Consider the following 22,864-nt stretch of genomic DNA (forward strand, 5'->3'; position numbering starts at 1 on the left):
CTTTGGGTCTCCTTGAATAGTCGATTGACGGCAGCGCCTCCCCCGGAGCGCTGCCTTTTTTGTTTCTGGAAGCATGGATTTCTGAGCAATGCAGATAAGGTGATCTCACCGGGAGCGGCTTCAATGTGATATCGTCTCAGCAATACCTGACTGTCTGATGACAAAGGAGCTGCCAATGAAATACGTGATTACTCTCGGTTGTTTAGCTGGCGCCCTGGCCATGTATGTGCTTGGATCAGATACTGGCGTGACCGCTTTCTTTGTTGCCGGCATAGGGCTTGAGATCTGTGCCTGGAAAAGAGTATCCAAGTAATTCCCGATCCAGAGATGCACGTCCCCTCTCCGCCATCTCCACCCAAAACACCACCTTTCCGCTGATCCCGAAAGACCGCAATACCCTGCAGTGGAAGCAATGCATTGCCTGGCTGGTTGGCAGCCTGGCCATGCCCTTCGCGGCAGATCCGTTCGTCCGCGAAGCGGCGCCTGATATCGGCTTCGATTTTCCCGTCATCCTGGTGTTCGGCATTGCCTGGGCAGCGGCCAGTTTCTTTCTTCATCGCTTTATCAAAAGCAATCTCCGCTAGCAGCTGAGCACGCGTCTTCTCTATAGATCCTCCTGACAAGCAGCGTCTTCATTCCAGGCTTTAACTGTCCTTGTTGAAAGCTGGCCCCTTGCGCGATTTCAGGTAGAGCACCAAGTCGGCAAAGCTGATATAGCCGCTGCCGTTACGATCGATTTCCTTGAAGTGGTCGGCCACGTAACCAAAACCTGCAGCTTTGGCATCGGCAAGCGAGAGCAGATGGGTCGATGGATCGGCGGCGGCGTCGAAACGCTTCTTCAGGTTGCCGATGGCCTGGTTGCGCAGGGCTTGGCCGTGCAGCTCGGGACGGCTGGTCCCTGGCTCATCCGGCGGCGGCTTCGGCAGCATGTCGCCAACCTTGATCAGCCGTGCTGCGCCGGCATCGGGAACCAGCAGCGCGTATTCGGCGGCAGATGACGATGAAACGCACATCACTGCAGCAACGATGGCCATGATGGCTGGTGCGTGTAGAGATTTCATAGGTTTCCTGTATAAAATTTGACGAAAGCCGGGGCAGATCAATGTACTGTCGAGGCGCCGCTATAGAAGCCGTCGATCGCCTGCTTCATCGGCGCACGCGATGCTTGCGTCAGGTAAATCATATGTCCGCCCGGGAAAATCTTTACCGGAACCGTCGCCGTCAGGCCGGCCCCTGCCAGATCAAGTTCAGTCTGGTGGAATGGGGTTCTCAGGTCATGATACCCGCCAAAGACAACCACTTTCAAGTCGGGATGCAGGGTCAGCACTTCCAGCAGGTCGGGGATCGAGCTCGGGCTGTTCGATTTGTCGTCGCCATGGTTCCAGTTCCATTGGTTGATGGGCGCATTGGGCTCGACCGCGTAAGCCGTCTGGCTGCTATATCCAAGAAATTGCGGCAGGAAAGACTTGATCTGGTTGGCAAACGCCAGGTTGTTGTAGTTGCTGCCGCCATAGCTGGTGTTGGCCGGCGTGTTGACCAGTCCGTTATAGGCATCCATGTGGCTCGAATCCATGCCCAGGATCGCGCCGGAGAATGTATCGGGATCCATGTCAAAGGTGTTTGCCCAATCGGTCGTGCCGATGCCGCTCCAGCCGGCCAGCGCCGGCAGCAGTGTCGTGTCCGGCGGCGCATATGGCGTACCGTAGTTGGCAAAATTATTGGCGCTCACCCAGGTCTGGAAAGCCGCATCCGCTGGCGCATATGTTTGCGTGGCGAACTGGCGGCTGCCGTTGACATAATCGGACAGCAGCAGCTGGTTCGGGTTACTTCCCTTGTTGCGCGAATACGCTACCGCCGCGTAGCTAGGGAAAAAGCCGACGCAGTTAGCGCTGCCGCCATACAGGAAATCGGCAGAGCCGTCGCAGTTGGTCTTGTAACTGAGAATCGGCGAATTCATGATGATGCCGGTCAGGGCCGGTCCTCCCTGTCCCGGGCTGCCGGCTTCTTCAATCAGCTTGGCCAGCACCGGCGTACGGATGCCGCCGTACGATTCGCCGTACAGATATTTCGGCGAGGTCTGGCGATTGTTGACCTTGACGTACTCGGCAATGAAATCACGGAACGCCGCGGCATCCGCATCGACACCCCAGAAGTCCGCATTCTTGTGCGGCGCAATCGCTTCCGAATAGCCGGTGCCGGTGGCATCCACGAACACTAGGTCGGAATCGTTGAGCATGGTCACATCATTGTCGATCAGCGGGAAGCTGGTGGGCTGGCTGGCAAGCGCTGCCGGCGTCAGGCTGGCCTCGTCCACCTGCAAGGTTTTAGGGCCCCAGGAACCGAGGTGCAGCCAGATGGTCGATGAACCCGGACCGCCGTTATAGAAGAATGTCACCGGGCGCGTGCCGAGCGGCTGGCCGTCGAGCGTATAAGCGACGTAAAAAAACGAGACTTCCTGGTCCTGCGGCTGGCCGGCAACCGCCGGCGCGCTGGCGGTCAGGTGCCCTGCCGTGGCGGTATAACTGACGGCCTGGCCGCCGAGCGTGATGCTGTGGTGCGTGACAGCGGCATTCTCGGTAGCGCTCGGTAGCGCGGCAGTGCCGTCCGTCGCGTAGGCCACCGGATCGGTATAAAGCTGGTCGGCGCCGGCCACGGAATTTGGAGAGCCTGCGTTACCCTGCTTGGCATCGTCGCCGCCACCGCCGCAACCTGCCAGCGCAAGCACCGCAAGCATACTCAGATTAAGCACCACCATCCTGGACGACCGCTGAAAATCACGCATGTACATTCTCCTAATATTCCCGCTTAAATTCCCATTTAAAAATGGCGCAGAGATCGTTGAGCCACCCGCCTGTTGCAGGAGTCCTTATAAGTGATGCCCGCCAAGGCAAAAGAAGGGGCCATCAAGCGACCCTATTATTTGTAACAGTTTGTCACCAGAATGCGGCAGATAAATAGTAGCCCGATTATTCTGGCGCGCTATTCCAGCACCCCTTCCTGCTCACGCAGCCACCAGGCGAGCCAGCCCAGGATCACCGCCGGCGCCAGGCTGGTCGCCAGCAAATTGACCAGCGCTTGCCGCGACTCTGCCATGCCGGAGCCGAACAGCAGCAGCCAGCCCGCACCCGGCAGCACGGCCTGCGCCTGCATCAGCGCCAGCCACAGCATGGTGGCCGCGCTGACCACCAGCCCGTACAGGCCAAGCCAAGGCAAGGCGGTTGCCAGCCAGGCCGGCAGCACTGAAGCAACTACATGGCGCGGCAACGCTACCGCCAACCGCCGCGCCGCGTCAGCCTGCGGCGGTAGTTGCTGCATCAGGGCAGCGGAGAATCCTTGATCCGCCGTTTCATCCAGGGCCGCCTGCTGCTGCAGCAGTGCAGCCAGCCAGTCTTCGCCAGCGGCTGCGGCATGCATGGGAGGGGTAGTTTTCATTTGCACTGCTCCATGGTGTTGCGCGGGGCCCAGGCCGCAAGCGCCGTTTCCAGCTTGGCGCGGCCGCGCAATAAATGGGTTTTGAGGGTGCCCAGCGGGCAGCCCAGGGCTTCCGCGGCTTCGGCGTGCGAGAGATCGCCCCAATAACTCAGCACGATAGCTTGCCGCTCGGCTTCGCTCAGCACCGCGAGCGCGCGCTGCATATCCAGCGACAACGCCACCGCATCGCTCAAAGGCAGGGCCTGGCTCACCTGCGCCAGCACATCGGCAGAGACCTGATGCTCATCCGCCGCTTCGTGCAAAGCCTGAGTCTGGGCCTGCAGCTGCGCATCGCCGCGCCGCCGCTGTTCCAGAAACACATTGGTGGCGATACGGATCAGCCAGGTGCGAAAGCGGGCTTCACCGCGGAAACCGTCCAGCTTCTGATAAGCGCGTAAAAAGGTCTCCTGCGCCAGCTCATCCGCCCAGGCTGCATCACCACCGGCCAGGCGCCGCAGCAGCGCCCGCACCACGCCTTGGTGACGGCCTACCAGCAGCGCGAAAGCGCGCCGGTCGTCATACTGGCGCACCCGCTGCAGCAGGGCCAGGTCGGGATCTTCAGGCAACTGCCTTGCGGGCAGCACGGCGACGTCGGCCTTCACCGGGAGTTAACGCGGTACGGACTTGGATTCCATCTTCCATACCACCAGCAGCGCGATGCCGACGAACAAGGGAATGCAACCGATCGCCCACAGCCAGTCGCCCGGGCTCATGGCGTAAAACATCACCATCACGCCCAGGCCTACGCCGACGTTAGTCGCGCCGAAGATCAACTGGCCGCTCTTGCTCTGCCAGCTGCCATTGCGGTTGGCGGAACGATCCGCCAGCAAGCTGCCGTCCAGCAGCTGCGGCGGGATTTCACGGCCTTGCGCCACCATCTGCCGCAAGGTCTCGTGCATCAGCTCGGTGCGGCGCATCCGGGCCGAGACGCCCATGATGATAGCGACGATGGGGATAAACATGCCGACGATGGGAATCAGGAAGGGAGCGAGGTGCGTAAGGTCTGACAGGTTCATGTTGTCTCCGGAACGGGTTTCTTGAATGGCTTACCCTGCTTGGATGAGGCTGGACGGCGTTTTGGATTCAAAATCGCGCATTTTTTTGAACGGGCTTGCTTCCGCCCGCCCTGTTGCGCTGGAATTTCACATCCTACTGCGCCGGCATAAATGCCACAAGACAACATTTCATGAGGAGAGAAGCGGCATTTCTGCCGCTTTTGCTCAGTTTGGCGCGGCTACCAATACATTGAAGGTGTCCGGCAACAGCGGAGCGCGCGGGCGCGGATTGGCCGCAGTTGGCGCCGGCGCCGCGCCGAATGTTCCACTTACCAGGTAGACGCGATGGGTTGCCGGATCGAGCGCCATGGTCCGCGCGCCCTTTTGCGTGGCGAGGTTGGCCGTTACCGTGTACTTGTCGGCCGTGTCCTCATGCACTACCGTCAAGGTTCCGCCACCGTTGGAAACAAACACCAGCCCCGAAGCAGGATCGAAGGCTGCGGCATCCGGCCGGTCGCCGATGGTCACGGTCGCGACGGTTTTTCCCGAGACGGCGTCGACCACCATCATTTTCCTGTTGCCGCATACCGAAAACAGCCTGTGGTGCGCATCGTCGATCGCCAGGCCGCTCGGCCCGTCGCACGCCGCCATGGGCCAGCGCTGGACGATTTTCGACGACTGTGCATCCAGCACCGCGATTTCGTTCTTGTCTTCGACGTTGAAAAAGACATGGCCCAGGCTGTCGCCGACAGCGAATTCCGGCTGGCCGGAAGCCGGCAGCTTGGCTGTAACCTTGCGCGTTACCGCATCGACCACCGTCACGCTCTGGTCTTTGCCATTGAAGCTGTAGATGCGCTGCAATGGCGGGTAATACATGATCGAGTCGGGACCGGCGCCGACATCCTTGATAGTGTCGACGGTCTTGAGACTGTCGAGCTCAAAAACCGTGATCGTGCCTGCGCGCCCATTGCTGGTGAATCCAAGTTTCAGATCCTGCGCGAACGCCACGCCATGGACGCCCGCTGTATCGGCGATGTTGGCAACCAGTTCACCCGAGCGCGTATCGATGACCTGCACATGGTCGGAGCGGCTGACAAACAGATGGCTCCGCTGGCTGTCGACAGCGATGTAGTCCCAGCCTTCCACGCCGGTTACCGGATAGCGCGCAACGATCTTGTAGTACTCAGGCGTTGCTGCCCGGGCCGCCGGAGCAAGCGCAATCTGTAACAGCAAAGCAGCGCCGGCGACCGTCATGGTCGAACTGCTGAAGGAGAAGTTTTTCATGTATCTGATGGAGGGATGGCTGGAGTTCCAGTGGCTAACGGTCAATTGTTTCGGCTATGGCAGCCGGGATATCCTGGCTGGCCGCACCATGCTATCAGGAAACAATTAGCGCAGAATTAGCATGCCATCGCCGTGGACATGGACATGGCCTCAACGTTATCGACTTCAGGCGCCAACCCCATGCACCAGCAAGGCAATCGCATGGCGCGCGATGGCGCGCGCATCAATCGGCTTGTTCTCCGGGCCGATTTTGCGCGTCATGATCGCAGCCAGCGGCAGGATCGTCAGCCCCATCAGCGACATGAACAGCAGCGCCGGTTCCAGTTCTGCGTTAAGCAAGCCGTCGCGCTGCCATTTCTTGATGCACAGCAGCGCCGCCCGCTGATCATCGTCGCCGACGCGCGCATGCATGCGCTGCTTGAGCAAGCCGTCATGCGAGATGATTCCGCGCAGCCAGAGCGGTGCAAACCAAGGATAGTCGGTTGCGACATCGACAAACTTCTGCGTCAGCTCTGTGATGGCCGCCACCGGGTCGTCCGGATGTCTCTGGAAGACACCGCCCAATGCAGCTTTCACCGGCAGGAACCGGTCTTCGATCAAACCGTCGATCAGCTGCTCGCGACTGGTGAAGTAGTAGTTCACCATCGCCGGCGTCACCTTGGCTTCACGGGCGATAGCGGCCAGCGTGGTGTCGGCGATGCCCTGCCGTGCAAACAAGACCAGCGCCGTGTCCAGCAGCAGGCTGCGCTGCTCAGGACCCCGCGCACTGCCGGCCGGCCGCCCCGGCCGTTTTGCCGCTGCCTGCGGCGCCTTCTTGTCCACCGCAGCGCTTGTGCGCGCAGGAGATTGCTTTTTCACCAACTTCGATTCGGCCATTTGACTACCCAGGAAATTCAGCATATATTAAACGATCATTTAATTAATTTCAAACGGACCGTCACCTCATGAGCGCCGATATTACCGTAAGCATTGAAGACGCCGCCAGCGTCAGCGATCAAACGCAAGGCCATCCGCCGATACGCCTGATCTTTTCGGCGCTGCTGCTGGTGATGCTGCTGGCCGCACTCGACCAGACCATCGTCTCGACCGCGTTGCCAACCATCGTCAGCGACCTCGGCGGCCTTGAAAGCCTGTCGTGGGTGGTCACCGCCTATCTGCTGGCGTCGACCATCGTGGTGCCGCTGTATGGCAAGTTCGGCGACCTGTTCGGCCGCAAGATCGTGCTGCAGACGGCGATCGTACTGTTCTTGCTGGGATCGGTGCTGTGCGGCATCGCCCAGAACATGACCCAGCTGGTGCTGCTGCGCGCGCTGCAAGGGCTGGGCGGCGGCGGCCTGATGGTGGTCACCATGGCGGCCATCGGCGACATCATTCCGCCGGCCGACCGCGGCCGTTACCAGGGCATGTTCGGCGGCGTCTTCGGGCTGGCGACCGTGGTCGGCCCGCTGATCGGCGGCTTCCTGGTCGAGCACCTGTCGTGGCGCTGGATTTTCTACATCAACCTGCCGCTCGGGATCGTTGCGCTGCTGGTGATCGGCACCGCGTTCAAGCCGCACATCGTGCGCGTGAAACACGAAATCGACTATATGGGCGCCGCCTTCCTGGCATCCGCCCTGACCTGCATCATCATGTTCACCAGCCAGGGCGGCACCATCCTGCCGTGGTCGTCGCCGCAACTCTGGTTCACGCTGGCGCTGGCGATCCTGTCGATCGCCGGCTTCATCTATGAAGAACGACAGGCCGCCGAACCGATCATCCCGCTCGCACTGTTCCGCGAACGCACCTTCGTGGTCAGCAGCCTGATCGGCTTCATCGTCGGCATGGCGTTGTTCGGATCGGTGACCTTCCTGCCGCTCTATCTCCAGGTGGTCAAGAATTCGACGCCCTCGGAAGCCGGCATGCAGCTGCTGCCGCTGATGGGCGGCCTGCTGGTCACATCGATCATCGGCGGACAGATCATCAGCAAGATCGGCCGCTACCGCTACTTTCCTATCATCGGCACCTTCATTGCCTGCATCGGCATGTTCCTGCTGGCCTCCATCGATAACGCGACGCCGCTGCACACCATGTACCTGTACATGGGCCTGCTCGGCGCCGGCCTCGGCATGGTGATGCAGGTGCTTGTGCTGGCAGTGCAAAACAGCGTGGCGTACAAGCACATGGGGGTGGCGACATCGGGCGCCATGACGTTCCGTTCGATCGGCGGCTCCATCGGCGTTGCCGCCTTCGGCGCGCTGTTCACGCAGGGCTTGCATACGCGCCTGGCGACGCTGATCCCGGCCGGCACCGAGCTGCCGCAAACCTTCGGCCCGGCCACCGTGCACCATTTGCCCGCCGCATTGCGCGGGGATTATCTGCAAGCCTTCGGCGGCGCCTTGAGCACGGTGTATATCGTCGCCGGCTGCATCATCGCGCTGGCGTTCGCGCTGGCCTGGCTGTTTGAAGACGTGCAGCTAAAGAAAAAATAAGGCGCTTTTTTCAAACCGGCCGACGTACCCTGCCGGCCAGAACCCGCGCCGCGCGGCGGCAGATTCTTTCCGAAACGAGTATGCAGGCCAATAGAGTCAGCAAGACCATGATGCTGCCGCGGCTAGCGAGATGGCCGCGCATATAGCTGACCCATGCGGGCGGCGTCATCAGCAAATTGCAGGTAAGCACAATGAAGGTGAATGCCGCTGAAATAATCATTACCCAGTAGAGCTGCCGTTCGTCTGCTTGTTTTTGCGTACTCATTTTCATCCCCTTGGCACTCGCTGCGCTTGTTCGCATCTCCATATACACTCCAGTACGGCAACAGGCATAGTAAGAGTGCTTGATGACGTCTTGATTACATAGACGAGTTTCCGCTACATAGCGTAAGCGCACACCACCATTCTCGAATTCAGGAGCCGCAATGCAATCTCGGAATTTTCTTGCAGCGGCAGTCTTGCTGCTCGCCACAGCGTCGCTAGCGGCACAGGAAGCACCATCCTTCCTCTCCCAGCACCACTCCTCGCCCGAGGACAGGCAAGCGATCGAGCGGGTGCTTGCTGCCTACACCAGTTCGCTGAACAGCGGCGACGAGAAGAGCTTTGCGGCGCTGCTTCTGGATGAACAGATACCCTTCATGGCGACCTATTCCCTGGATAGCCGCAGTACAGGCAACAAGCCGCTCGATACGCGCCGCTACGCAGATTTTCGCCAAGCGGTTTTCGCCAGCGGCAAACACTTCGAGCAGCGCTTCTATAACGTCCGCATAGAGCAAGACGGCGAGCTGGCGCAAGCTTCCCTGGATTTCGTGACCAAGGAAGCAAATTCGCAGAAAGGCAGCTATGGCTGGAAAACCCTCCAGCTCCTCAAAGTGAATGGCGCCTGGAAAATAGCGAGCGAGCTTTACACCGCGTATGCTCTGCCGATGCAGTGAATTTCCCCTGTCCCCTATTGCATTTTTAAGGAGAGAAAGCAATGTATTTTCTTACCCGGAAGCAGACCACTCGCCCTATAGCGCAAGGCTGCGCTGTCTTGAGCAGAGCCGGCCCGCACCGGCAAATCATTGCTGCCGCATTCGCTATTGCGCTGCACGGAACAGTCTTGGCGACAGCACCGACTGCGCAGGAATCCGCGCAAGAAATGCCCGACAATATGGTCGCCAAGGAAGTAGGCGACATCTCCTGCCAGATCCCGCAACTGCTCTATCCGTCACACGCGCAACAATTGGGGATGGAAGGGACGGCCATTCTGCATATTACGGTCGGGACCCGCGGCCAGATAGAAACGGCCGAAGTACGCACCTCGACCGGCAACGCCGAGCTTGATGCAGCGGCAGTTACTTCCGTCATGCAGGCGCACTGCAAGCTGCATCAAGAAAATGGCCGGCCGATACGCGTCTCAACCCTGCTGCCTGTATCGTTTTATCTTGAGCGAGGACACCTCAAAACGATATAAGGCCGCGCTCATCCGAACGGAAGGCAAAGTCGCTTTTCAGGTGGTCGAGGCGGTAAAGTTCATCGCGATCCCGTTCATGCAATAACGCAGTCCGGTCGGCTTGGGACCATCGTCGAAGACATGGCCGAGATGGCCGCCGCAGCGCTGGCAATGCACTTCCTTGCGCAGCATGCCAAAAGTCCTGTCCTCACGCGTGAGCACCGCGTTCTCCAGCGGTCGCCAGAAGCTTGGCCAGCCAGTATGGCTGTCGAACTTGGTGCTGGAAGAAAACAAGGGCCGAGCGCAGCCGGCGCAGCTAAAGACACCGGCGCCATGCTGTTCATTCAGTGGGCTGCTATACGGGCGTTCAGTTGCCTCCTGCCGCAGGACGGCGTAACTGCTGGCGCCCAGCAGGCTGCGCCATTCAGCGTCGCTATGCATGACCTCGAAGTGCTCCGCCGGTTCGGCCACGGTAGCGCGGGAAGTCGCCGCGACCAGGGAGCCCAGCCCGACCGACAAGCCGGCAAACAAGCCGGCACCCAGAAAAGTTCGGCGCGTCGTTTTCATCGTTCATCTCCAATCAAGACTTGGCCACGGTTACGGCGACAGGCCGGTATTCAGCAGGGAACAGTTTTTTCAGGTTTTCCAGTTTTGGCAAGTCGTAATAGGCGATATAGCCGTGCTGCGGGTGCAAGGTAGCAAAATCCTGATGGTATTTTTCCGCCGCGTAAAACGACGAAACAGGCAGCGCAACCGTCTGTGTCACGATCGGTTTCGGAAATACCTTTGCCGCATCCAGCTGGGCAATGTAACTCGTGGCAATGCGTTTTTGCTCGTCGCTCTGATAGAAGATGACAGAGCGGTACTGTGTCCCGCTGTCCGGCCCCTGACGGTCTAATTGGGTCGGATCCTGGACCACGGAAAAATAAATCTGCAGCAGCTTGCCGTAAGAGATCTGGTGCGGATCGTAGGTAATCTTTACCGTTTCGGCATGTCCGGTAGAACCCGAGCTGACGTCATCGTAGTGCGCATGCATCTGATCGCCGCCTGCATAGCCCGAGACCGCAGCAATCACCCCTTGCGTATGCTGGAACACCGCCTGCACACCCCAGAAACAGCCGCCGGCCAAGATCGCAGTCGCCTGGCTTGCGTCAGTGCTCATCGCGATGTCTATCTTGGGCGCGGGAATTTTCACTGCCGTTTCAGCAGCGTGGGTGGAGCGCAAGCCGATCACCGCCACCAATGACAACAGCGACAGCAATGCAAAGCGGCGGACGGCGACGCTGCGTCCACTTTGCGGATGGGCCGGGTTGTACACCGTTGCTAATGCATTTTTGGTTTCCATTATTTGATCTCCTTGATCACTGACGAGTGCAAAGTATCCTGGCGCCGGCCACTTGAAATGTGCCCCAGGACCGGCTGGCCGCTGCATTTGCATGCCCGGTTGATGCCAATACTAGAAGATCGGCAGGATCTTTCGAGTGGCATTCTGATGACACTTTTGTCATTAAGCATCTGCTGCCGCAATCGCTGTGACCATCGCTTTGTCCCGCAAGCAGAAGCCCTAGCGCGCCCTCCTCTCGCCACGCATCAGCCTTGACACGATATCAATTTAGATATTGCCGTAAGACAATAATTCATTGGATGGATATTGCTACAGTTGCCATACTGTAAAAGTACGGCAATCCATAACAGCAAATCATTCCTCAAGGAGACATACATGACTTGGTTGAATAGTAAGCGGGGCATCACCGCGCTGTGTTTCAGCATTGGCTTGAGCTTGTACGGATGTGGCGGCGGCGGTAGCGACAGTGATCCTGGCGGCGCGAGCGTAGCCAAGGCCAGCGCGGCCGCCTTGGCCAGCAACACGCCATCCCCTGCCATGCCGCAGATTCCGGTTCCAGCACCGCCCATGGGCTGGTCGTCATGGAACAGCCTGGAAGAAAACGTCAGCTACAACACCATCAAGGCCGAAGCCGATGGCCTGGCGGCATTGAACGCCAATATCGCCTCCGGTCCCAAGTATCAATACGTAAATATCGATGAGGGCTGGTGGACTTCCGGCCAGCGCGATGCCAGCGGCAATTTCATTATCGATACCGCGCAATGGCCAGGCGGCATGCAAGCCATGGCGCAATACATTCACAGCAAGGGCCTGAAGGCAGGGATTTATATCGATGCCGGCCCGGTGGGTTGCGGCACCAGGGCAAACGGCACACATTTTGTCGGCAGCGACTATGCGCACTACACGCATGATTTCTTGCAGTTTGCCCAATGGGGATACGATTTCGTGAAAGTGGATTTCTGCGGCGGCAGCAACGCCTCTTACGATCCGCAGAATGCCTACACGGCGGTTGCCGCCGCAGTCCAGAACGCCTATGTGCAAACCGGGCAGCAGCTGGCGCTGAACATCTGCGACTGGGGCACCATCGGCAACAACAGCGCCTACCCTGACTATCAGCAGGGGCCGTGGGCATGGGCGCCTGGCCTGGCCGTATCGTGGCGGACTACCGGCGATATCTATGGCCCCAACAGCGGCGTGCCGAATTTCGGCGCTGTCACCGGCAACCTCGCCGGCAACTACCATCCCGAGGCGCAACATACCGGTTACTACAACGATCCAGACATGATGATTGCAGGCATGGGCATGTCGGCCGTGCACGATCAGGCGCATGTCAGCCTGTGGGCGCTTTCCGGGGCGCCGCTCATCCTGGGCAACGACCTGGCTAAACCTGTTTCGGCCGCCACCATCAGCTTGATCACGAACCCGGAAGTGATTGCGATCGATCAGGATGCGCTGGGCGTGCAAGGTCTACTGGTTGGGCAGTCTGGCGCGCAGCAAGTCTGGTCCAGGCTGCTGGCTGGAAGCGGACAGCGTGCGGTAGTTCTGTTCAATAACACGGCGGCCGATGCTGCCATGACAGTGACCTGGAATCAGCTCGGCTTGCTGCCGTCGTCAGCCAGCGTGCGCGATGTATTGGCGCAGAAAGATCTCGGCAACTATGCCGGTTCCTACACCGCGCCAGTGGTGCCGGCAGGCGGCGTAGTCATGCTCAGGATCGGCGGCACTGACACGCCGGCAACCAGTTATCAGCCAAGCTCGCTGACAGGCGGTGCAGTCTATGCATCGTGCGCCTCCTGTGCCGGCGGGCGCAAGGTGACCAGTCTTGGTTCCGTCGTTTTCAGCGGCGTTGCCTCGGCTAACGCAGGCGGCTTCGTCCAGATTGCCTACGTCAACAGCGGTACGCAAACGCTGAAGGCGAAACTGAGTGTGAACGGCGGGCTGGCAACCACGCTCGCATTTCCGCCAAGCGGCAGCAACGGCAGTGTCGGCACGGTCACGGCTTACGCCTTGCTGCAAGCGGGGCAAAACACGGTGACGCTTTCCAACGTGGATAGCACAACAGCCGCGCCGGACATCAGCAGCATCGCGACCGTGGCCGGACCGATGGCGCTCCAGCCTTTCCATGCGACGTATGAGGCTGAAGCCGCCAACAATACCTTGAGCGGCGGCGCCGTAGTGGCGAATTGCCAGCAATGCTCGGGCGGCAAGGATGTAGGCTATATCGGCAACGGCGGCACGCTGGTCTTCAACGGCGTTGCGGCGCCAGCCACGGCAAATTACACCGTCACGATCGGCTACGTTAACGGCGATGGAGGACCACGTTCGGCACAAGTCAGTTTCAACGGCGCCGCGCCGGTCACCGTATCGTTCCCGTCAACCGGGGGATGGTCAAGCGAAGGCACGGTGCAAGTCGCCGGCGTACTCCAAAGTGGCAATAACACACTGACGATTTCCAATCCCTCAGGCTGGGCTCCCGATATCGACGGCATTGCGATGACGGCGCAGTCGCTCCATGCGAAGTACGAGGCTGAGGCCGCAAACAATACGTTGAGCGGCGGCGCCGTAGTGGCCAATTGCCAGCCATGCTCGAGCAGCAAGGATGTCGGCTATATCGGCAACGGCGGAACGCTTACCTTCAATGGCATTGCCACATCGTCCGCGGGCAGCTATGCCGTCACGATTGCCTACGCCAACGGCGATCCGGGGCCACGTTCGGCGCAAGTCAGCTTTAACGGCGCAGCGCCCGCAAGCGTTTCGTTCCCGCCTACCGGCGGCTGGGCTAGCGTCGGGACCGTGCAGGTAACGGGGATATTCCAGAATGGGAATAACACGCTGACGATTTCCAATCCTTCAGGCTGGGCTCCGGATATCGATGACATACAGTAGCAAATCAGATTTGGCCGGATAGTCGGTTGTCGCTGGAAAATTAGCTTAACAAGATATGCAGGGGGAAAAGTGCGGCACTTTTCCCCCTGCTTTTTTTTGTACGCGCTTTGGCAAACATCCCGGAATTTCCTGCTGTCTCCCACTTCATTTCTCCAAAAATCACTCGTACACCAACAAAAACAGAGGACTTCCTGCTATCGATTGCAGCGATAGGGATAACGTAATAATCGATTTGTACTTCGACGTCGGCGCGTCGACAATCGGTCGACTAAAAAATAATGAGCAACAAACAGGAGACATTGATGACGCAAGGATTTTTCAGTCCGGCCGCTCCCCCTTTTGTCTGGCTAGCCGCAAGAACTGGCTAGTGCCATTGAAGATACCCCAGCGCCCTTTCACACTTTGAATACGGCCGGCTTAAGCAATCCGGCCTGCATCCTGATTTCCACCCGCTGCCATTCCTCCTCTGTGAAGAATGTCAGGCCGGGAAAAATGAGCAACTCGCTGCGCCAACGCCCTCGATCTTAGAAAGCATAGCGTCTGGCGCTTTTTTCTATCTCTATAGGAAGCATATGGCACATTCAGGTCGTAGAAAATTTCTCAAAGATTCTGTGGCAGCGATGGGAGCGACCATGCTGCCGCCGGCGGTACAACAGGCGCTGGCGGCGCCTGCCGTCAGTGGTACGCTGGGTTCTATCGGCAACGTTGTCATCTTCTGCCAGGAGAATCGTTCCTTCGATCATTATTTCGGCACTATCAAGGGTGCGCGCGGTTTCAACGATGATCACGCCGCCACCATCCAGGGCACCAGCCGCAACGTCTTCAGTCAGGCCGACAGCACCGGCGCGCTGTACACGCCATGGCGTTTGAATTCCAGTATTGCTTCGGCGCAGTGGCTGTCGGATGTCCCGCATGATTTGAATACCGGCACGGCGGCCTGGAACAAGGGCCGTAACGATAAGTGGATTCCCAACAAGGGTATGAATTCGCATACCTACATGACGCGCAGCGACCTGCCCTATCACTACGCGCTGGCTGACGCTTTCACCTTGTGCGACAACTATTTCTGCTCGGCGCGCACCTCGACCTATCCCAACCGCCTGCATCTGATGAGCGGCACTATCGATCCGCAAGGCCTGCACGGCGGCCCCGCCACCACCAACGGATTCACCCCCGGATCGCTGACCTGGCAGACCTATCCGGAAGCGTTGCAGGCGGCCGGCATCAGTTGGCGCGTCTACCAGGAAACAGACAACTATGGTTGTAATGCGCTGGCCTGGTTCAAGCAGTTCCAGAGCCTGCCGACCAATTCGCCGCTGTATATCAACGGCGTGCAGGCCCGCGTGCTGGCGGATTTCCAGAACGACGTCACCAACAACACTTTGCCAGCGGTATCCTGGATCATCTCTCCGGCAGCCAAGTCGGAACATCCGAGCGGCGCGCCGAATGTCGGCGTTGATTACGTCAACCAGTTCCTGCAGGCGCTGGCCTCGAATCCGGCGGTGTGGGCGAAGACAGTCTTCATCTATACCTATGACGAAAATGGCGGCTTCTACGACCACGTCACCACGCCGACGCCACCCGCCGGCACCGTCAACGAATTCGTCAGCGGCGTGCCGATCGGCCTCGGCTCACGCGTGCCGACCATCGTCTGTTCACCATGGAGCCGCGGCGGCTGGGTCGCCAGCGAGGTGTTCGATCACACCTCCACCATCCAGTTCCTGGAAAAATGGACCGGCGTCACCTGCCCCAATATCAGCCAGTGGCGGCGCGACATCTGCGGCGATCTGACGTCCTGCTTTGATTTCACCACCAGCAATGCGGCCTTCCCGGTGCTGCCGGACAGCGCCGCGCTGGCGGCCCTGGCCACCAGCCAGAAGAGCCTGCCGAAACCGGTGCCGCCGGCCGCCAACACGGTCATGCCGACCTATGAAGCCGGGCAAAAGGCATTGCGGGTGCAACCCTACCAGCTGAACGGCTGGCTGACGCAAGACCTGGCCAACAAAGAAGTCTGGACCAACTGGAGCAATGGCGGCAGCAAGACGGCGCCACTGCAGATCAATGCCAACAATTATCGCACCGACAATCCGTGGATCGACACCATGGCGGCCAACGCCACCTCGCGCCACTATTGGCATGCAATCGCCTATGGCAACGGCTACTACGACCTGGAGATGCTGGCGCCGAACCAGTTCTACCGCCGCTTCAAAGGCTATCTCAACGCCGCCGCATGGCAAGGCCAGCCGGAACCGCAGGTGAAACTGACCAACAATGGCGCCGGCCAGGCGATCACCATCTTGTTCGACAACAGCGGCACCAGCAACACCGCGGTGTTCACCTTGCTGGATCGGATCACCTCGGCCAGTACCAGCAGCCAAACCATCACCGTAGCGCCGCAGCAGACCGTCACCATCCAGTTCAGCACCACCAGCGGCTGGTACGACCTGAAGATCACGCTGGACGGCGACAGCAATTTCATGCAGTCGATGGTGGGTTACACCGAAGGACAGCAAGGCCTGACACGGCCGCCGGTGTTGCGCTGGTAAGGCAGCAAGCTTTCTGGCGCATGCCATGAACGGCGCATGAACGATGGCGACGGCCGGCGATTAGCCAGGGCGGCGTCGTCACGGATTTTCACAGGGATTGAATAACAACTAGAAAGGCAATGCATGAAAAATTTATGGGGAATCATCCTTGTTCTGTGCTCCATGGCCGCATCATGCGCATTCGCCAAGGACGAGGACCTTCCAAAGCAGATCACCGTCGGCCTGATAGCAACCACCACGGCCGAAGATACCGAAAAGCGCTGGCAGCCGGTCATCGATGATTTTGCAAGGTACACAAGAACAGAAGTCCATGTGGTGGTTTCCACCGACTACAACAAGATTCTGGCCGGGCTGAAATCCAATGCCATCCAGGTAGCCTGGCTGGGCAACAAGGCCGCCCTGGACGCCGTGGAAGACCAGCACGCAACGATTTTCGCCCAGATGGTGAAGATAGACGGTTCGCATGGCTACAACTCGGTGCTGATCGTGCCGGTCGCCAGTCCGATCAAATCGCTGGCAGATATTTTGGCGAACAAAGGCGTCTATCGCTTCTATGACGGCGACAAGGGCTCAACCTCCGGCTATCTGGTGCCTGCTTACTACGCCTTCGCCAAAAACAAGGTGGAACCGGAAAGGCTGTTCAAGCAAATCACCGTCGGCAACCACAAAAAGAACCTGCAAGCCGTGATCGATGGCCAGGTCGATGTCGCCACCAACAATACCGACGAGCTGGATCGCTTGAAAAAAGAGGCGCCCGAGCAATTCAACAAGATACGCGTGATCTGGACCTCGCCCCTTATCTCCAACGATCCGCTGTTGTACCGCAAGGATTTGCCGGCCGCTGCCAAAGCCAGGATCGAAGAATTTTTCATTACTTACGGCAAGCCGAAAGATCCGGCCAGCCATCCCGACGTGCTGCAAAACATACTGAATTTATCCGGTTTTCAGCATTCCACTGACGCCCAGCTAAAGCCCATTGCAGACATCGCCATGTTCGGACTCTTGCGCAGCAACATGTACGACGCCAGCCTGAGCACGGAACAAAAGCAAAAAGCGTTTGAAGAGATTACGGCCCGCTTCGGCAAACTCAGCGCCACTCTGGAAATGGCGCGCCTGCGCTAGCTGCCCGGCGCGCCAAGAATAATACCTATGCACGCCGACACTATTTCTTACGACTAGTCTTCTGCAAGGTTTCCGACTCCAGCACGCTTCTAAGGAGCGGCCGGTTTTTTCGTACGGCGAGCGAGCACATGTAATAATCGATGGTCACCGGCGCGTCTCTCAGCTTGATCGCTTTCGTTCCGGGTATCGCCATGTATTCGATTTCCGAGACGAAGCCAATGCCCAAACCTTCCGCAATCGCATGCATGGTGGCTTCCCGGCTGTTAAGCTGCATGACGCAATTGATCTGGACGCCCTGCTTCTTGCACGCGTTCTCGAGCAATTCGCGCGTCTTGGAGCCGGGTTCGCGCATGATGACCGCTTCATTTTTTATGCTGGCCAGCGGCACGGACGATTTGCTCGCCCAGGCATGGTCTTCTCTGACGACGGCGACAATGGGGTAGGTCCGGTACGGCACGACGTGCAAGCGCTTGTCGGTTTCTATGAAAGCCAGAATCGCTATGTCGATGGTGAAATCATAGAGCCGGGCGAGCGCTTCCTTTTCCGTGTTGATCGAGATCGCAAATTCAATGCCGGGATGCTTGCGCATTAAATCGTAGGTCAGGTTCATCACGACAGGCGGTGAAACTGCGCCGATACGCAGCAATCCTGTTTTTTGGGAATGCAGGCTTTGCAACAGCTGGACGGCTTCGTCTTCCTGACCGAAAATCCCTTCGGTAATTTCATACAGCCGCCGCCCCGCATCGGTTAATTCGACATGTCGGCCACGACGGTAAAACAGCTCGACGGAAAATCTGCTTTCCAATGCCTTGACCTGCTCACTAATGGTGGGCTGGCCTATTTTCAGGTAGGCCGCCGCAGCGGTAAAACTGTGCGTTTTGGCTACGGCATGGAACGAACGGATCCATTTATGGTACTGATACATAAAGCTCCTTCAAGAGCGCATCTTCTTCCGTGGCCACATGGCCGCCCTGCCATTTAAAGCTACGCCATCTGCCGTCAACTTACCGCGGCAAATCTCGCAGCCGCACAAATCCGCCTGCTATCGATTACGCCGATAGATTATCTCCATGCATCGCTCTGAGCAACAAATATAGTCTTTCCGTTTTGACAAACAGAGCAGGACAGTTGCGGCTGCACTTGAAACGCACGTCCCATGACTGCTCCATCAAATTTGCCCGTGCGCCATCAAAACAAGCGCGTTTTCTATTATCGGTAGAAACGATAGAAATGGAAGAATAATCGATTTGTACTAAGGCCTGGGCGCGCCGACAATCAAATTACTAAAAATTCAGCCAAAAAACAGGAGATATTCATGACGCAACGATTCTGCAATCCGGTCGCCACCCATTTCGGTCCGGGCAGCCTTGAAGAACTGCCCCGTATCGTCGGCGGCGCAAAAGTGGTGGTCGTGACGTTTCCGGAAGCGCGCTCCTTAGGTCTTGTAAAAAAACTGGAGGACCTGCTGGGCGAGCAGCTGGTTGATGTCATTGAAAATGTCCACCCTAATCCGGATGTCGCCCAGTTGGCGGCAATGTATGAGCGCTTCTGGCAGAACGCAGACGCATGCGATACGGTGGTGGCGCTGGGCGGCGGCAGCGCCATCGATACCGCCAAGGCATTAATCGTTGGAACGGAAGGCGGCAGTTTCGATGAACTGCTGGCCCTGCTTGCCGGCGGCAAGCCGTTCACGCCAAGCAGGGTGAAGACGCTGATTGCCATCCCGACCACCGCAGGCACCGGCAGCGAAGTAACCCCATGGGCCACGATCTGGGACGCGGCGCAACAAAAGAAATATTCATTGCATCTGGATTGCACCTGGCCAAAAGCGGCTATCGTCGACCCCGAGCTGATGCTGACGCTGCCCAGGTCAATTACCGTTTCTACGGGACTGGACGCCTTGTCGCACGCGCTGGAATCGATCTGGAACATCAATGCCAACCCGATTTCCGACGCCTTCGCGATCGATGCGATCCACGAGATCATGGCTTGCCTGCCGTTGCTGGCGCAGGAACTCGATAACAAGGCGCTGCGATCGTCCATGGCGCTCGCGGCGATGAAGGCAGGATTGGCATTTTCCAATACCAAGACAGCTCTCGCCCATTCCATTTCCTACGAGATGACACTGCGCTACGGCTTGCCGCATGGGATCGCCTGCTCGTTCACGCTGCCCCTGGTCCTCGGCATGGCGTGGGGCGAGCGTCCTGACAGAGACGCCGTCCTGCAGCAAGCGTTCAATTGCGACCGAAAAACCGCGGTAGCGCGCTTACGCGATTTCCTGCACCAGCTGGAAGTCCGGACCGAATTTTCCGACTATGGCGTTTCGGGCGAAGAAGCGCAGCAGATGGTGCAACACGCCATGCAGGGTGCGCGCGGGAAAAACTTTATCGGTGCGAAAGCCGCTGTCGCCTAGCCATGAAGCACAGGCAGAAAGTCGTGAAAAATCTCACGCAGCAGATGATTTTCATATTTCCGTGAAGGGGGCAAGCAGCCTGCAACAGCACAAGATTCAAACTGATGATTCAAACTGATTAAACAATAAAAAATTACCTTTTCCAACCAAATAGGAACGAGGCTTTCCGGGGCATATCAACTCGGTTATCCTCTATAAAGGAGACACGCAATGAGTTACGTCTATACGACGTCGGATCCGCTCGCGGTAACCGACACAAGCTTTCGCAGGGCACAGTGGAGAATGCTGCTGGCGGCGATGCTTTGTTATCTGTTCTTCTACACCGGCAGACAGACCTTCGGCTTTGCCATTCCCGGCATTCAAAAGGAATTTGGCCTGACCAAGGAGACCCTGGGCTGGGTATCCAGCGCGATGTTATGGTCATATGCCATCGGACAGGCCATCAACGGCAACCTCGCCGACAAGTTCGGCGGCCGCCGGATCATGAGTTTAGGCGCGATTCTTTCCTGCCTGGCCAACTGGATCGTCAGTTTTTCGAGCGGCTACGCGACCCTCATTATTCCATGGGGAGTTAACGGCTACTTTCAGGCATTGGGATGGGCGCCTGGCAGCCGCTTGCTGTCAAACTGGTGGGGCATCGGCGAACGCGGAAAAGTATACGGCTTCTATGTATTTGCCGCCGGCTGCGCCTCGGTGCTTTCTTACATTACCTCGATTGCCGTGCTCGACGTCTTGCATCTTGACTGGCGCTGGATCTTCCGGATCCCTGTCCTGCTGATGCTGGGCGGCGGCATATTCTTCTATCTGGTTGCCCGCGAACGGCCGGAAGACTTGGGATTCAAGCCGCTAGACACCGGCGTTGCCAACCAGGGAGATGTCGCACACGCTGCCCATGATGAGCAACAGGAGTCTTCCTGGGCCCGCTATAAGGCCGTGCTGAAAAACTGGCGCTTGATAGTGGCAGCCCTTTCCCTCGGCTTTCAGAACGCCGCTCGCTACGGCCTCATCGTTTGGGTCCCGGTCCATTTTTTCGGCTCGAACTGGGCGAAGTCGCCGGACGCATTGATTGACCCAAAGTGGATCAGCGTCGCTCTGCCGGTGGGCATGGCGATCGGCGCGCTCAGCAACGGCTGGATATCGGACAAATTGTTCGGTTCGAAGAGATATAAGGCAATCATGCTCTACATGGTGCTGGGTGCGATGACGACCATGTGGATGTTCACGATACCCGGCAATTCGATGCTGGGGATCATGGCTTTATTCCTCTGCGGCTTCTTTGTGTACGGACCAGCGTCCTCGTTCTGGGCCTTATGTCCCGACCTGGTCGGCTCGCGCCGCGCCGGCACCGCCACCGGCATCATGAATTTTTCGTCCTACCTGTTTGCAGGTCTCGGCGAACCGCTGATCGGAAGAATGCTGGATCACTCTGGCAATACCGCATTGATATTTCCGATTGTTGCCGTCAGCTGCGTCATCAGCGCAGTGGTCGCCATGTTCATCAAACGCTGACAGGACTGCCCGGCCGTTTCATGTAGCCCGTCCATCATGCAGGCGCCGGCCATGACAGGCCGCCGCCGTATGCATGGTGGACATGCGGCGGCAGTTCCTCTCGATTTTCTCAAAAACCAGAAGGCTAAATTATGTCTGACAACAAAACCCTGCAAGTCAATGGCCGCAGCTATCCGTGGATGAAACAACCGGTGGTCGTCGTCTGCGTCGACGGCTGTGAGCAGGAATATATCAATCAGGCGATCCAGGCCGGCGTCACACCATTCTTGAAAAAACTGGCGGCGCAAGGAACCGTGCTTACCGGCGATTGCGTCGTACCCAGTTTTACCAATCCAAACAATTTGTCGATAGTCACCGGCGCTCCGCCTTCCGTGCATGGCATCTGCGGCAATTACTTCCTGGATCGCGAGGCTAATCAGGAAGTCATGATGAATGACGCAAAATACCTGCGCGCCGGCACCCTGTTCGAGGCCTTCTCGAACGCTGGCGCCAAGGTCGCCGTGATCACCGCCAAGGACAAATTGCGCAGTCTGCTCGGCCACAAGATGCGCGGCGGCATTTGCTTCTCGGCAGAGAAAGCCGATCAGGCCACGCTGGAACAGAATGGCGTAGAAAATCTGTTGGAGCTGGTCGGCATGCCGCTGCCGTCAGTGTATAGCGCCGAGCTGTCGGAGTTTGTGTTTGCCGCTGGCGTCAAGCTGCTGGAGACACAACGCCCGGACATCATGTATCTCTCCACCACCGATTACATCCAGCATAAGTATGCGCCGGGCACGCCGGGCGCCAATGCCTTCTACGCCATGATGGATCACTACCTGACCCAGCTCGATGCACTGGGCGCGGTGATCGGCCTGACCGCCGACCATGGCATGAACGCCAAGACCGACAGCGCCGGCAAGCCGAACGTAATCTATCTGCAGGATGTGCTGGACGCCAAGGTTGGCAATGGCAAAACCCGCGTCATCTTGCCGATCACCGATCCGTATGTCGTGCACCACGGCGCACTGGGTTCTTACGCCACCGTATATTTGAATGAAGGCGCGGACCTGGCAAGCGTTACGCGGCAGGTCAACGCGATTCCTGGCATCGAACTGGTGTTGACGCGCACCGAGGCCGCTGCCCGCTTTGAGTTGCCCGAGGATCGCATCGGCGACCTGGTGGTGGTCAGCGAACGCCTGACGGTGATCGGCACCTCAGCCAGCCGCCACGATCTGTCCGAGCTGAAGCTGCCGCTGCGTTCGCACGGCGGCATCTCGGAACAGCGCGTGCCGTTGATGTTCAATCGCCACCTTGCCGCGATTCCGTCTGACCACCGGCTGCGCAACTTCGATGTGTTTTTCCTGGCGATGAATGCTGCTGCCTGATGTCTGTATTGCTTCACTGGCCCAAG

Annotated in this window: 22 protein-coding genes; 11 read left to right on the forward strand and 11 right to left on the reverse strand. The window is 58.4% G+C overall.

Going from position 1 to position 22,864, the window contains the following annotated elements:
- Positions 1-175 precede the first annotated feature (175 nt).
- Together CPter91_RS27035 and CPter91_RS26695 are read left to right on the forward strand one after the other, a co-directional pair.
- On the forward strand, positions 176-313 hold the full coding sequence (locus tag CPter91_RS27035) for a hypothetical protein (protein WP_167595201.1): 138 nt from the start codon (positions 176-178) through the stop codon (positions 311-313).
- Positions 288-584, forward strand: a complete 297-nt coding sequence (locus tag CPter91_RS26695) for a hypothetical protein (protein ID WP_150119768.1) — start codon at positions 288-290, stop codon at positions 582-584. Before CPter91_RS27035 ends, CPter91_RS26695 begins: the two co-directional genes overlap by 26 nt.
- A gap of 60 nt (positions 585-644) precedes the next feature.
- Here the strand turns inward: CPter91_RS26695 and CPter91_RS20705 are convergent, their stop codons facing one another.
- The 7 genes from CPter91_RS20705 to CPter91_RS20735 form a co-directional block, all read right to left on the reverse strand.
- A complete protein-coding gene (locus CPter91_RS20705) occupies positions 645-1,061 on the reverse strand; it encodes an EF-hand domain-containing protein (RefSeq protein WP_150119769.1) in 417 nt (138 codons plus the stop codon).
- A 38-nt stretch (positions 1,062-1,099) separates the two neighbouring features.
- The gene (locus tag CPter91_RS20710; protein ID WP_167595202.1) at positions 1,100-2,782 is read right to left on the reverse strand and encodes a S10 family serine carboxypeptidase-like protein; all 1,683 of its coding nucleotides are present in this window, start codon (positions 2,780-2,782) and stop codon (positions 1,100-1,102) included.
- Positions 2,783-2,979: 197 nt separating this feature from the next.
- Positions 2,980-3,432: a hypothetical protein gene (locus CPter91_RS20715; protein WP_150119770.1), complete on the reverse strand. Its 453-nt coding sequence runs from the start codon at positions 3,430-3,432 to the stop codon at positions 2,980-2,982.
- Positions 3,429-4,073 (reverse strand): RNA polymerase sigma factor, encoded by a 645-nt coding sequence (locus CPter91_RS20720; RefSeq protein ID WP_061943568.1) that lies wholly within the window; start codon positions 4,071-4,073, stop codon positions 3,429-3,431. The genes CPter91_RS20715 and CPter91_RS20720 overlap by 4 nt, the downstream gene beginning before the upstream one ends.
- Before the next feature lie 6 nt (positions 4,074-4,079).
- Complete coding sequence (locus CPter91_RS20725; RefSeq protein ID WP_061943571.1) at positions 4,080-4,487, reverse strand: DUF6249 domain-containing protein; 408 nt, start codon at positions 4,485-4,487, stop codon at positions 4,080-4,082.
- A gap of 204 nt (positions 4,488-4,691) precedes the next feature.
- Positions 4,692-5,750, reverse strand: a complete 1,059-nt coding sequence (locus CPter91_RS20730; protein ID WP_150119771.1) for a YncE family protein — start codon at positions 5,748-5,750, stop codon at positions 4,692-4,694.
- Between the two features lie 165 nt (positions 5,751-5,915).
- Complete coding sequence (locus tag CPter91_RS20735) at positions 5,916-6,626, reverse strand: TetR/AcrR family transcriptional regulator (RefSeq protein ID WP_082793524.1); 711 nt, start codon at positions 6,624-6,626, stop codon at positions 5,916-5,918.
- A 68-nt stretch (positions 6,627-6,694) separates the two neighbouring features.
- Here CPter91_RS20735 and CPter91_RS20740 point away from each other — a divergent pair, with 68 nt between their 5' ends.
- The gene (locus CPter91_RS20740) at positions 6,695-8,218 is read left to right on the forward strand and encodes an MDR family MFS transporter (protein WP_061943580.1); all 1,524 of its coding nucleotides are present in this window, start codon (positions 6,695-6,697) and stop codon (positions 8,216-8,218) included.
- A 10-nt stretch (positions 8,219-8,228) separates the two neighbouring features.
- Here CPter91_RS20740 and CPter91_RS20745 read toward each other — a convergent pair whose 3' ends face one another.
- On the reverse strand, positions 8,229-8,483 hold the full coding sequence (locus tag CPter91_RS20745; RefSeq protein WP_150119772.1) for a hypothetical protein: 255 nt from the start codon (positions 8,481-8,483) through the stop codon (positions 8,229-8,231).
- A gap of 160 nt (positions 8,484-8,643) precedes the next feature.
- Here CPter91_RS20745 and CPter91_RS20750 point away from each other — a divergent pair, with 160 nt between their 5' ends.
- Both CPter91_RS20750 and CPter91_RS20755 read left to right on the forward strand, forming a co-directional pair.
- Entirely contained in the window at positions 8,644-9,153 is a 510-nt protein-coding gene (locus tag CPter91_RS20750) for a YybH family protein (protein WP_150119773.1), read from the forward strand.
- A gap of 41 nt (positions 9,154-9,194) precedes the next feature.
- Positions 9,195-9,674, forward strand: coding sequence for an energy transducer TonB (locus tag CPter91_RS20755; protein WP_061943589.1), 480 nt, complete (start codon positions 9,195-9,197; stop codon positions 9,672-9,674).
- 36 nt (positions 9,675-9,710) lie between these two features.
- On the opposite strand, the gene msrB is transcribed toward CPter91_RS20755, so the two are convergent.
- Together msrB and msrA are read right to left on the reverse strand one after the other, a co-directional pair.
- Positions 9,711-10,220, reverse strand: coding sequence for a peptide-methionine (R)-S-oxide reductase MsrB (gene msrB / locus CPter91_RS20760; protein ID WP_061943592.1), 510 nt, complete (start codon positions 10,218-10,220; stop codon positions 9,711-9,713).
- A 13-nt stretch (positions 10,221-10,233) separates the two neighbouring features.
- Entirely contained in the window at positions 10,234-11,091 is an 858-nt protein-coding gene (msrA, locus tag CPter91_RS20765; protein WP_236905875.1) for a peptide-methionine (S)-S-oxide reductase MsrA, read from the reverse strand.
- Positions 11,092-11,373: 282 nt separating this feature from the next.
- Here msrA and CPter91_RS20770 point away from each other — a divergent pair, with 282 nt between their 5' ends.
- The 3 genes from CPter91_RS20770 to phnD all read left to right on the forward strand — a co-directional run bounded on the left by CPter91_RS20770 (position 11,374) and on the right by phnD (position 17,552).
- Positions 11,374-13,884: a carbohydrate-binding protein gene (locus CPter91_RS20770; RefSeq protein WP_082793087.1), complete on the forward strand. Its 2,511-nt coding sequence runs from the start codon at positions 11,374-11,376 to the stop codon at positions 13,882-13,884.
- A 572-nt stretch (positions 13,885-14,456) separates the two neighbouring features.
- Entirely contained in the window at positions 14,457-16,430 is a 1,974-nt protein-coding gene (locus CPter91_RS20775; protein ID WP_082793088.1) for a phosphocholine-specific phospholipase C, read from the forward strand.
- Between the two features lie 123 nt (positions 16,431-16,553).
- Positions 16,554-17,552 carry a phosphate/phosphite/phosphonate ABC transporter substrate-binding protein gene (phnD, locus tag CPter91_RS20780; RefSeq protein WP_082793090.1) on the forward strand — a complete coding sequence of 333 codons (999 nt, stop codon included), beginning with the start codon at positions 16,554-16,556 and terminating at the stop codon, positions 17,550-17,552.
- 40 nt (positions 17,553-17,592) lie between these two features.
- On the opposite strand, the gene CPter91_RS20785 is transcribed toward phnD, so the two are convergent.
- Positions 17,593-18,477, reverse strand: a complete 885-nt coding sequence (locus tag CPter91_RS20785) for a LysR substrate-binding domain-containing protein (protein WP_061943601.1) — start codon at positions 18,475-18,477, stop codon at positions 17,593-17,595.
- 390 nt (positions 18,478-18,867) lie between these two features.
- Between CPter91_RS20785 and psrA the strand changes: the two genes are divergently transcribed.
- The 3 genes from psrA (at position 18,868) to phnA (ending at position 22,838) form a co-directional block, all read left to right on the forward strand.
- Entirely contained in the window at positions 18,868-19,965 is a 1,098-nt protein-coding gene (gene psrA, locus CPter91_RS20790; protein ID WP_061943604.1) for an iron-containing alcohol dehydrogenase PsrA, read from the forward strand.
- A gap of 210 nt (positions 19,966-20,175) precedes the next feature.
- Complete coding sequence (locus CPter91_RS20795) at positions 20,176-21,474, forward strand: MFS transporter (protein ID WP_061943608.1); 1,299 nt, start codon at positions 20,176-20,178, stop codon at positions 21,472-21,474.
- A 131-nt stretch (positions 21,475-21,605) separates the two neighbouring features.
- Positions 21,606-22,838: a phosphonoacetate hydrolase gene (phnA, locus tag CPter91_RS20800; protein ID WP_205631622.1), complete on the forward strand. Its 1,233-nt coding sequence runs from the start codon at positions 21,606-21,608 to the stop codon at positions 22,836-22,838.
- Positions 22,839-22,864 lie beyond the last annotated feature (26 nt).

It is taken from the genome of Collimonas pratensis, assembly GCF_001584185.1.
GTDB lineage: Bacteria > Pseudomonadota > Gammaproteobacteria > Burkholderiales > Burkholderiaceae_D > Collimonas > Collimonas pratensis.

What these genes read in the sequence shown, in the direction of transcription:
- CPter91_RS27035 (WP_167595201.1), top strand. Translation starts at nt 176, where the DNA reads ATGAAATACGTGATTACTCTCGGTTGTTTAGCTGGCGCCCTGGCCATG.
- CPter91_RS20705 (WP_150119769.1), bottom strand. Translation starts at nt 1,061, where the DNA reads ATGAAATCTCTACACGCACCAGCCATCATGGCCATCGTTGCTGCAGTG.
- CPter91_RS20710 (WP_167595202.1), bottom strand. Translation starts at nt 2,782, where the DNA reads ATGCGTGATTTTCAGCGGTCGTCCAGGATGGTGGTGCTTAATCTGAGT.
- CPter91_RS20715 (WP_150119770.1), bottom strand. Translation starts at nt 3,432, where the DNA reads ATGAAAACTACCCCTCCCATGCATGCCGCAGCCGCTGGCGAAGACTGG.
- CPter91_RS20725 (WP_061943571.1), bottom strand. Translation starts at nt 4,487, where the DNA reads ATGAACCTGTCAGACCTTACGCACCTCGCTCCCTTCCTGATTCCCATC.
- CPter91_RS20730 (WP_150119771.1), bottom strand. Translation starts at nt 5,750, where the DNA reads ATGAAAAACTTCTCCTTCAGCAGTTCGACCATGACGGTCGCCGGCGCT.
- CPter91_RS20735 (WP_082793524.1), bottom strand. Translation starts at nt 6,626, where the DNA reads ATGGCCGAATCGAAGTTGGTGAAAAAGCAATCTCCTGCGCGCACAAGC.
- CPter91_RS20740 (WP_061943580.1), top strand. Translation starts at nt 6,695, where the DNA reads ATGAGCGCCGATATTACCGTAAGCATTGAAGACGCCGCCAGCGTCAGC.
- CPter91_RS20745 (WP_150119772.1), bottom strand. Translation starts at nt 8,483, where the DNA reads ATGAGTACGCAAAAACAAGCAGACGAACGGCAGCTCTACTGGGTAATG.
- CPter91_RS20750 (WP_150119773.1), top strand. Translation starts at nt 8,644, where the DNA reads ATGCAATCTCGGAATTTTCTTGCAGCGGCAGTCTTGCTGCTCGCCACA.
- CPter91_RS20755 (WP_061943589.1), top strand. Translation starts at nt 9,195, where the DNA reads ATGTATTTTCTTACCCGGAAGCAGACCACTCGCCCTATAGCGCAAGGC.
- msrB (WP_061943592.1), bottom strand. Translation starts at nt 10,220, where the DNA reads ATGAAAACGACGCGCCGAACTTTTCTGGGTGCCGGCTTGTTTGCCGGC.
- msrA (WP_236905875.1), bottom strand. Translation starts at nt 11,091, where the DNA reads ATGCAAATGCAGCGGCCAGCCGGTCCTGGGGCACATTTCAAGTGGCCG.
- CPter91_RS20770 (WP_082793087.1), top strand. Translation starts at nt 11,374, where the DNA reads ATGACTTGGTTGAATAGTAAGCGGGGCATCACCGCGCTGTGTTTCAGC.
- CPter91_RS20775 (WP_082793088.1), top strand. Translation starts at nt 14,457, where the DNA reads ATGGCACATTCAGGTCGTAGAAAATTTCTCAAAGATTCTGTGGCAGCG.
- phnD (WP_082793090.1), top strand. Translation starts at nt 16,554, where the DNA reads ATGAAAAATTTATGGGGAATCATCCTTGTTCTGTGCTCCATGGCCGCA.
- CPter91_RS20785 (WP_061943601.1), bottom strand. Translation starts at nt 18,477, where the DNA reads ATGTATCAGTACCATAAATGGATCCGTTCGTTCCATGCCGTAGCCAAA.
- psrA (WP_061943604.1), top strand. Translation starts at nt 18,868, where the DNA reads ATGACGCAACGATTCTGCAATCCGGTCGCCACCCATTTCGGTCCGGGC.
- CPter91_RS20795 (WP_061943608.1), top strand. Translation starts at nt 20,176, where the DNA reads ATGAGTTACGTCTATACGACGTCGGATCCGCTCGCGGTAACCGACACA.
- phnA (WP_205631622.1), top strand. Translation starts at nt 21,606, where the DNA reads ATGTCTGACAACAAAACCCTGCAAGTCAATGGCCGCAGCTATCCGTGG.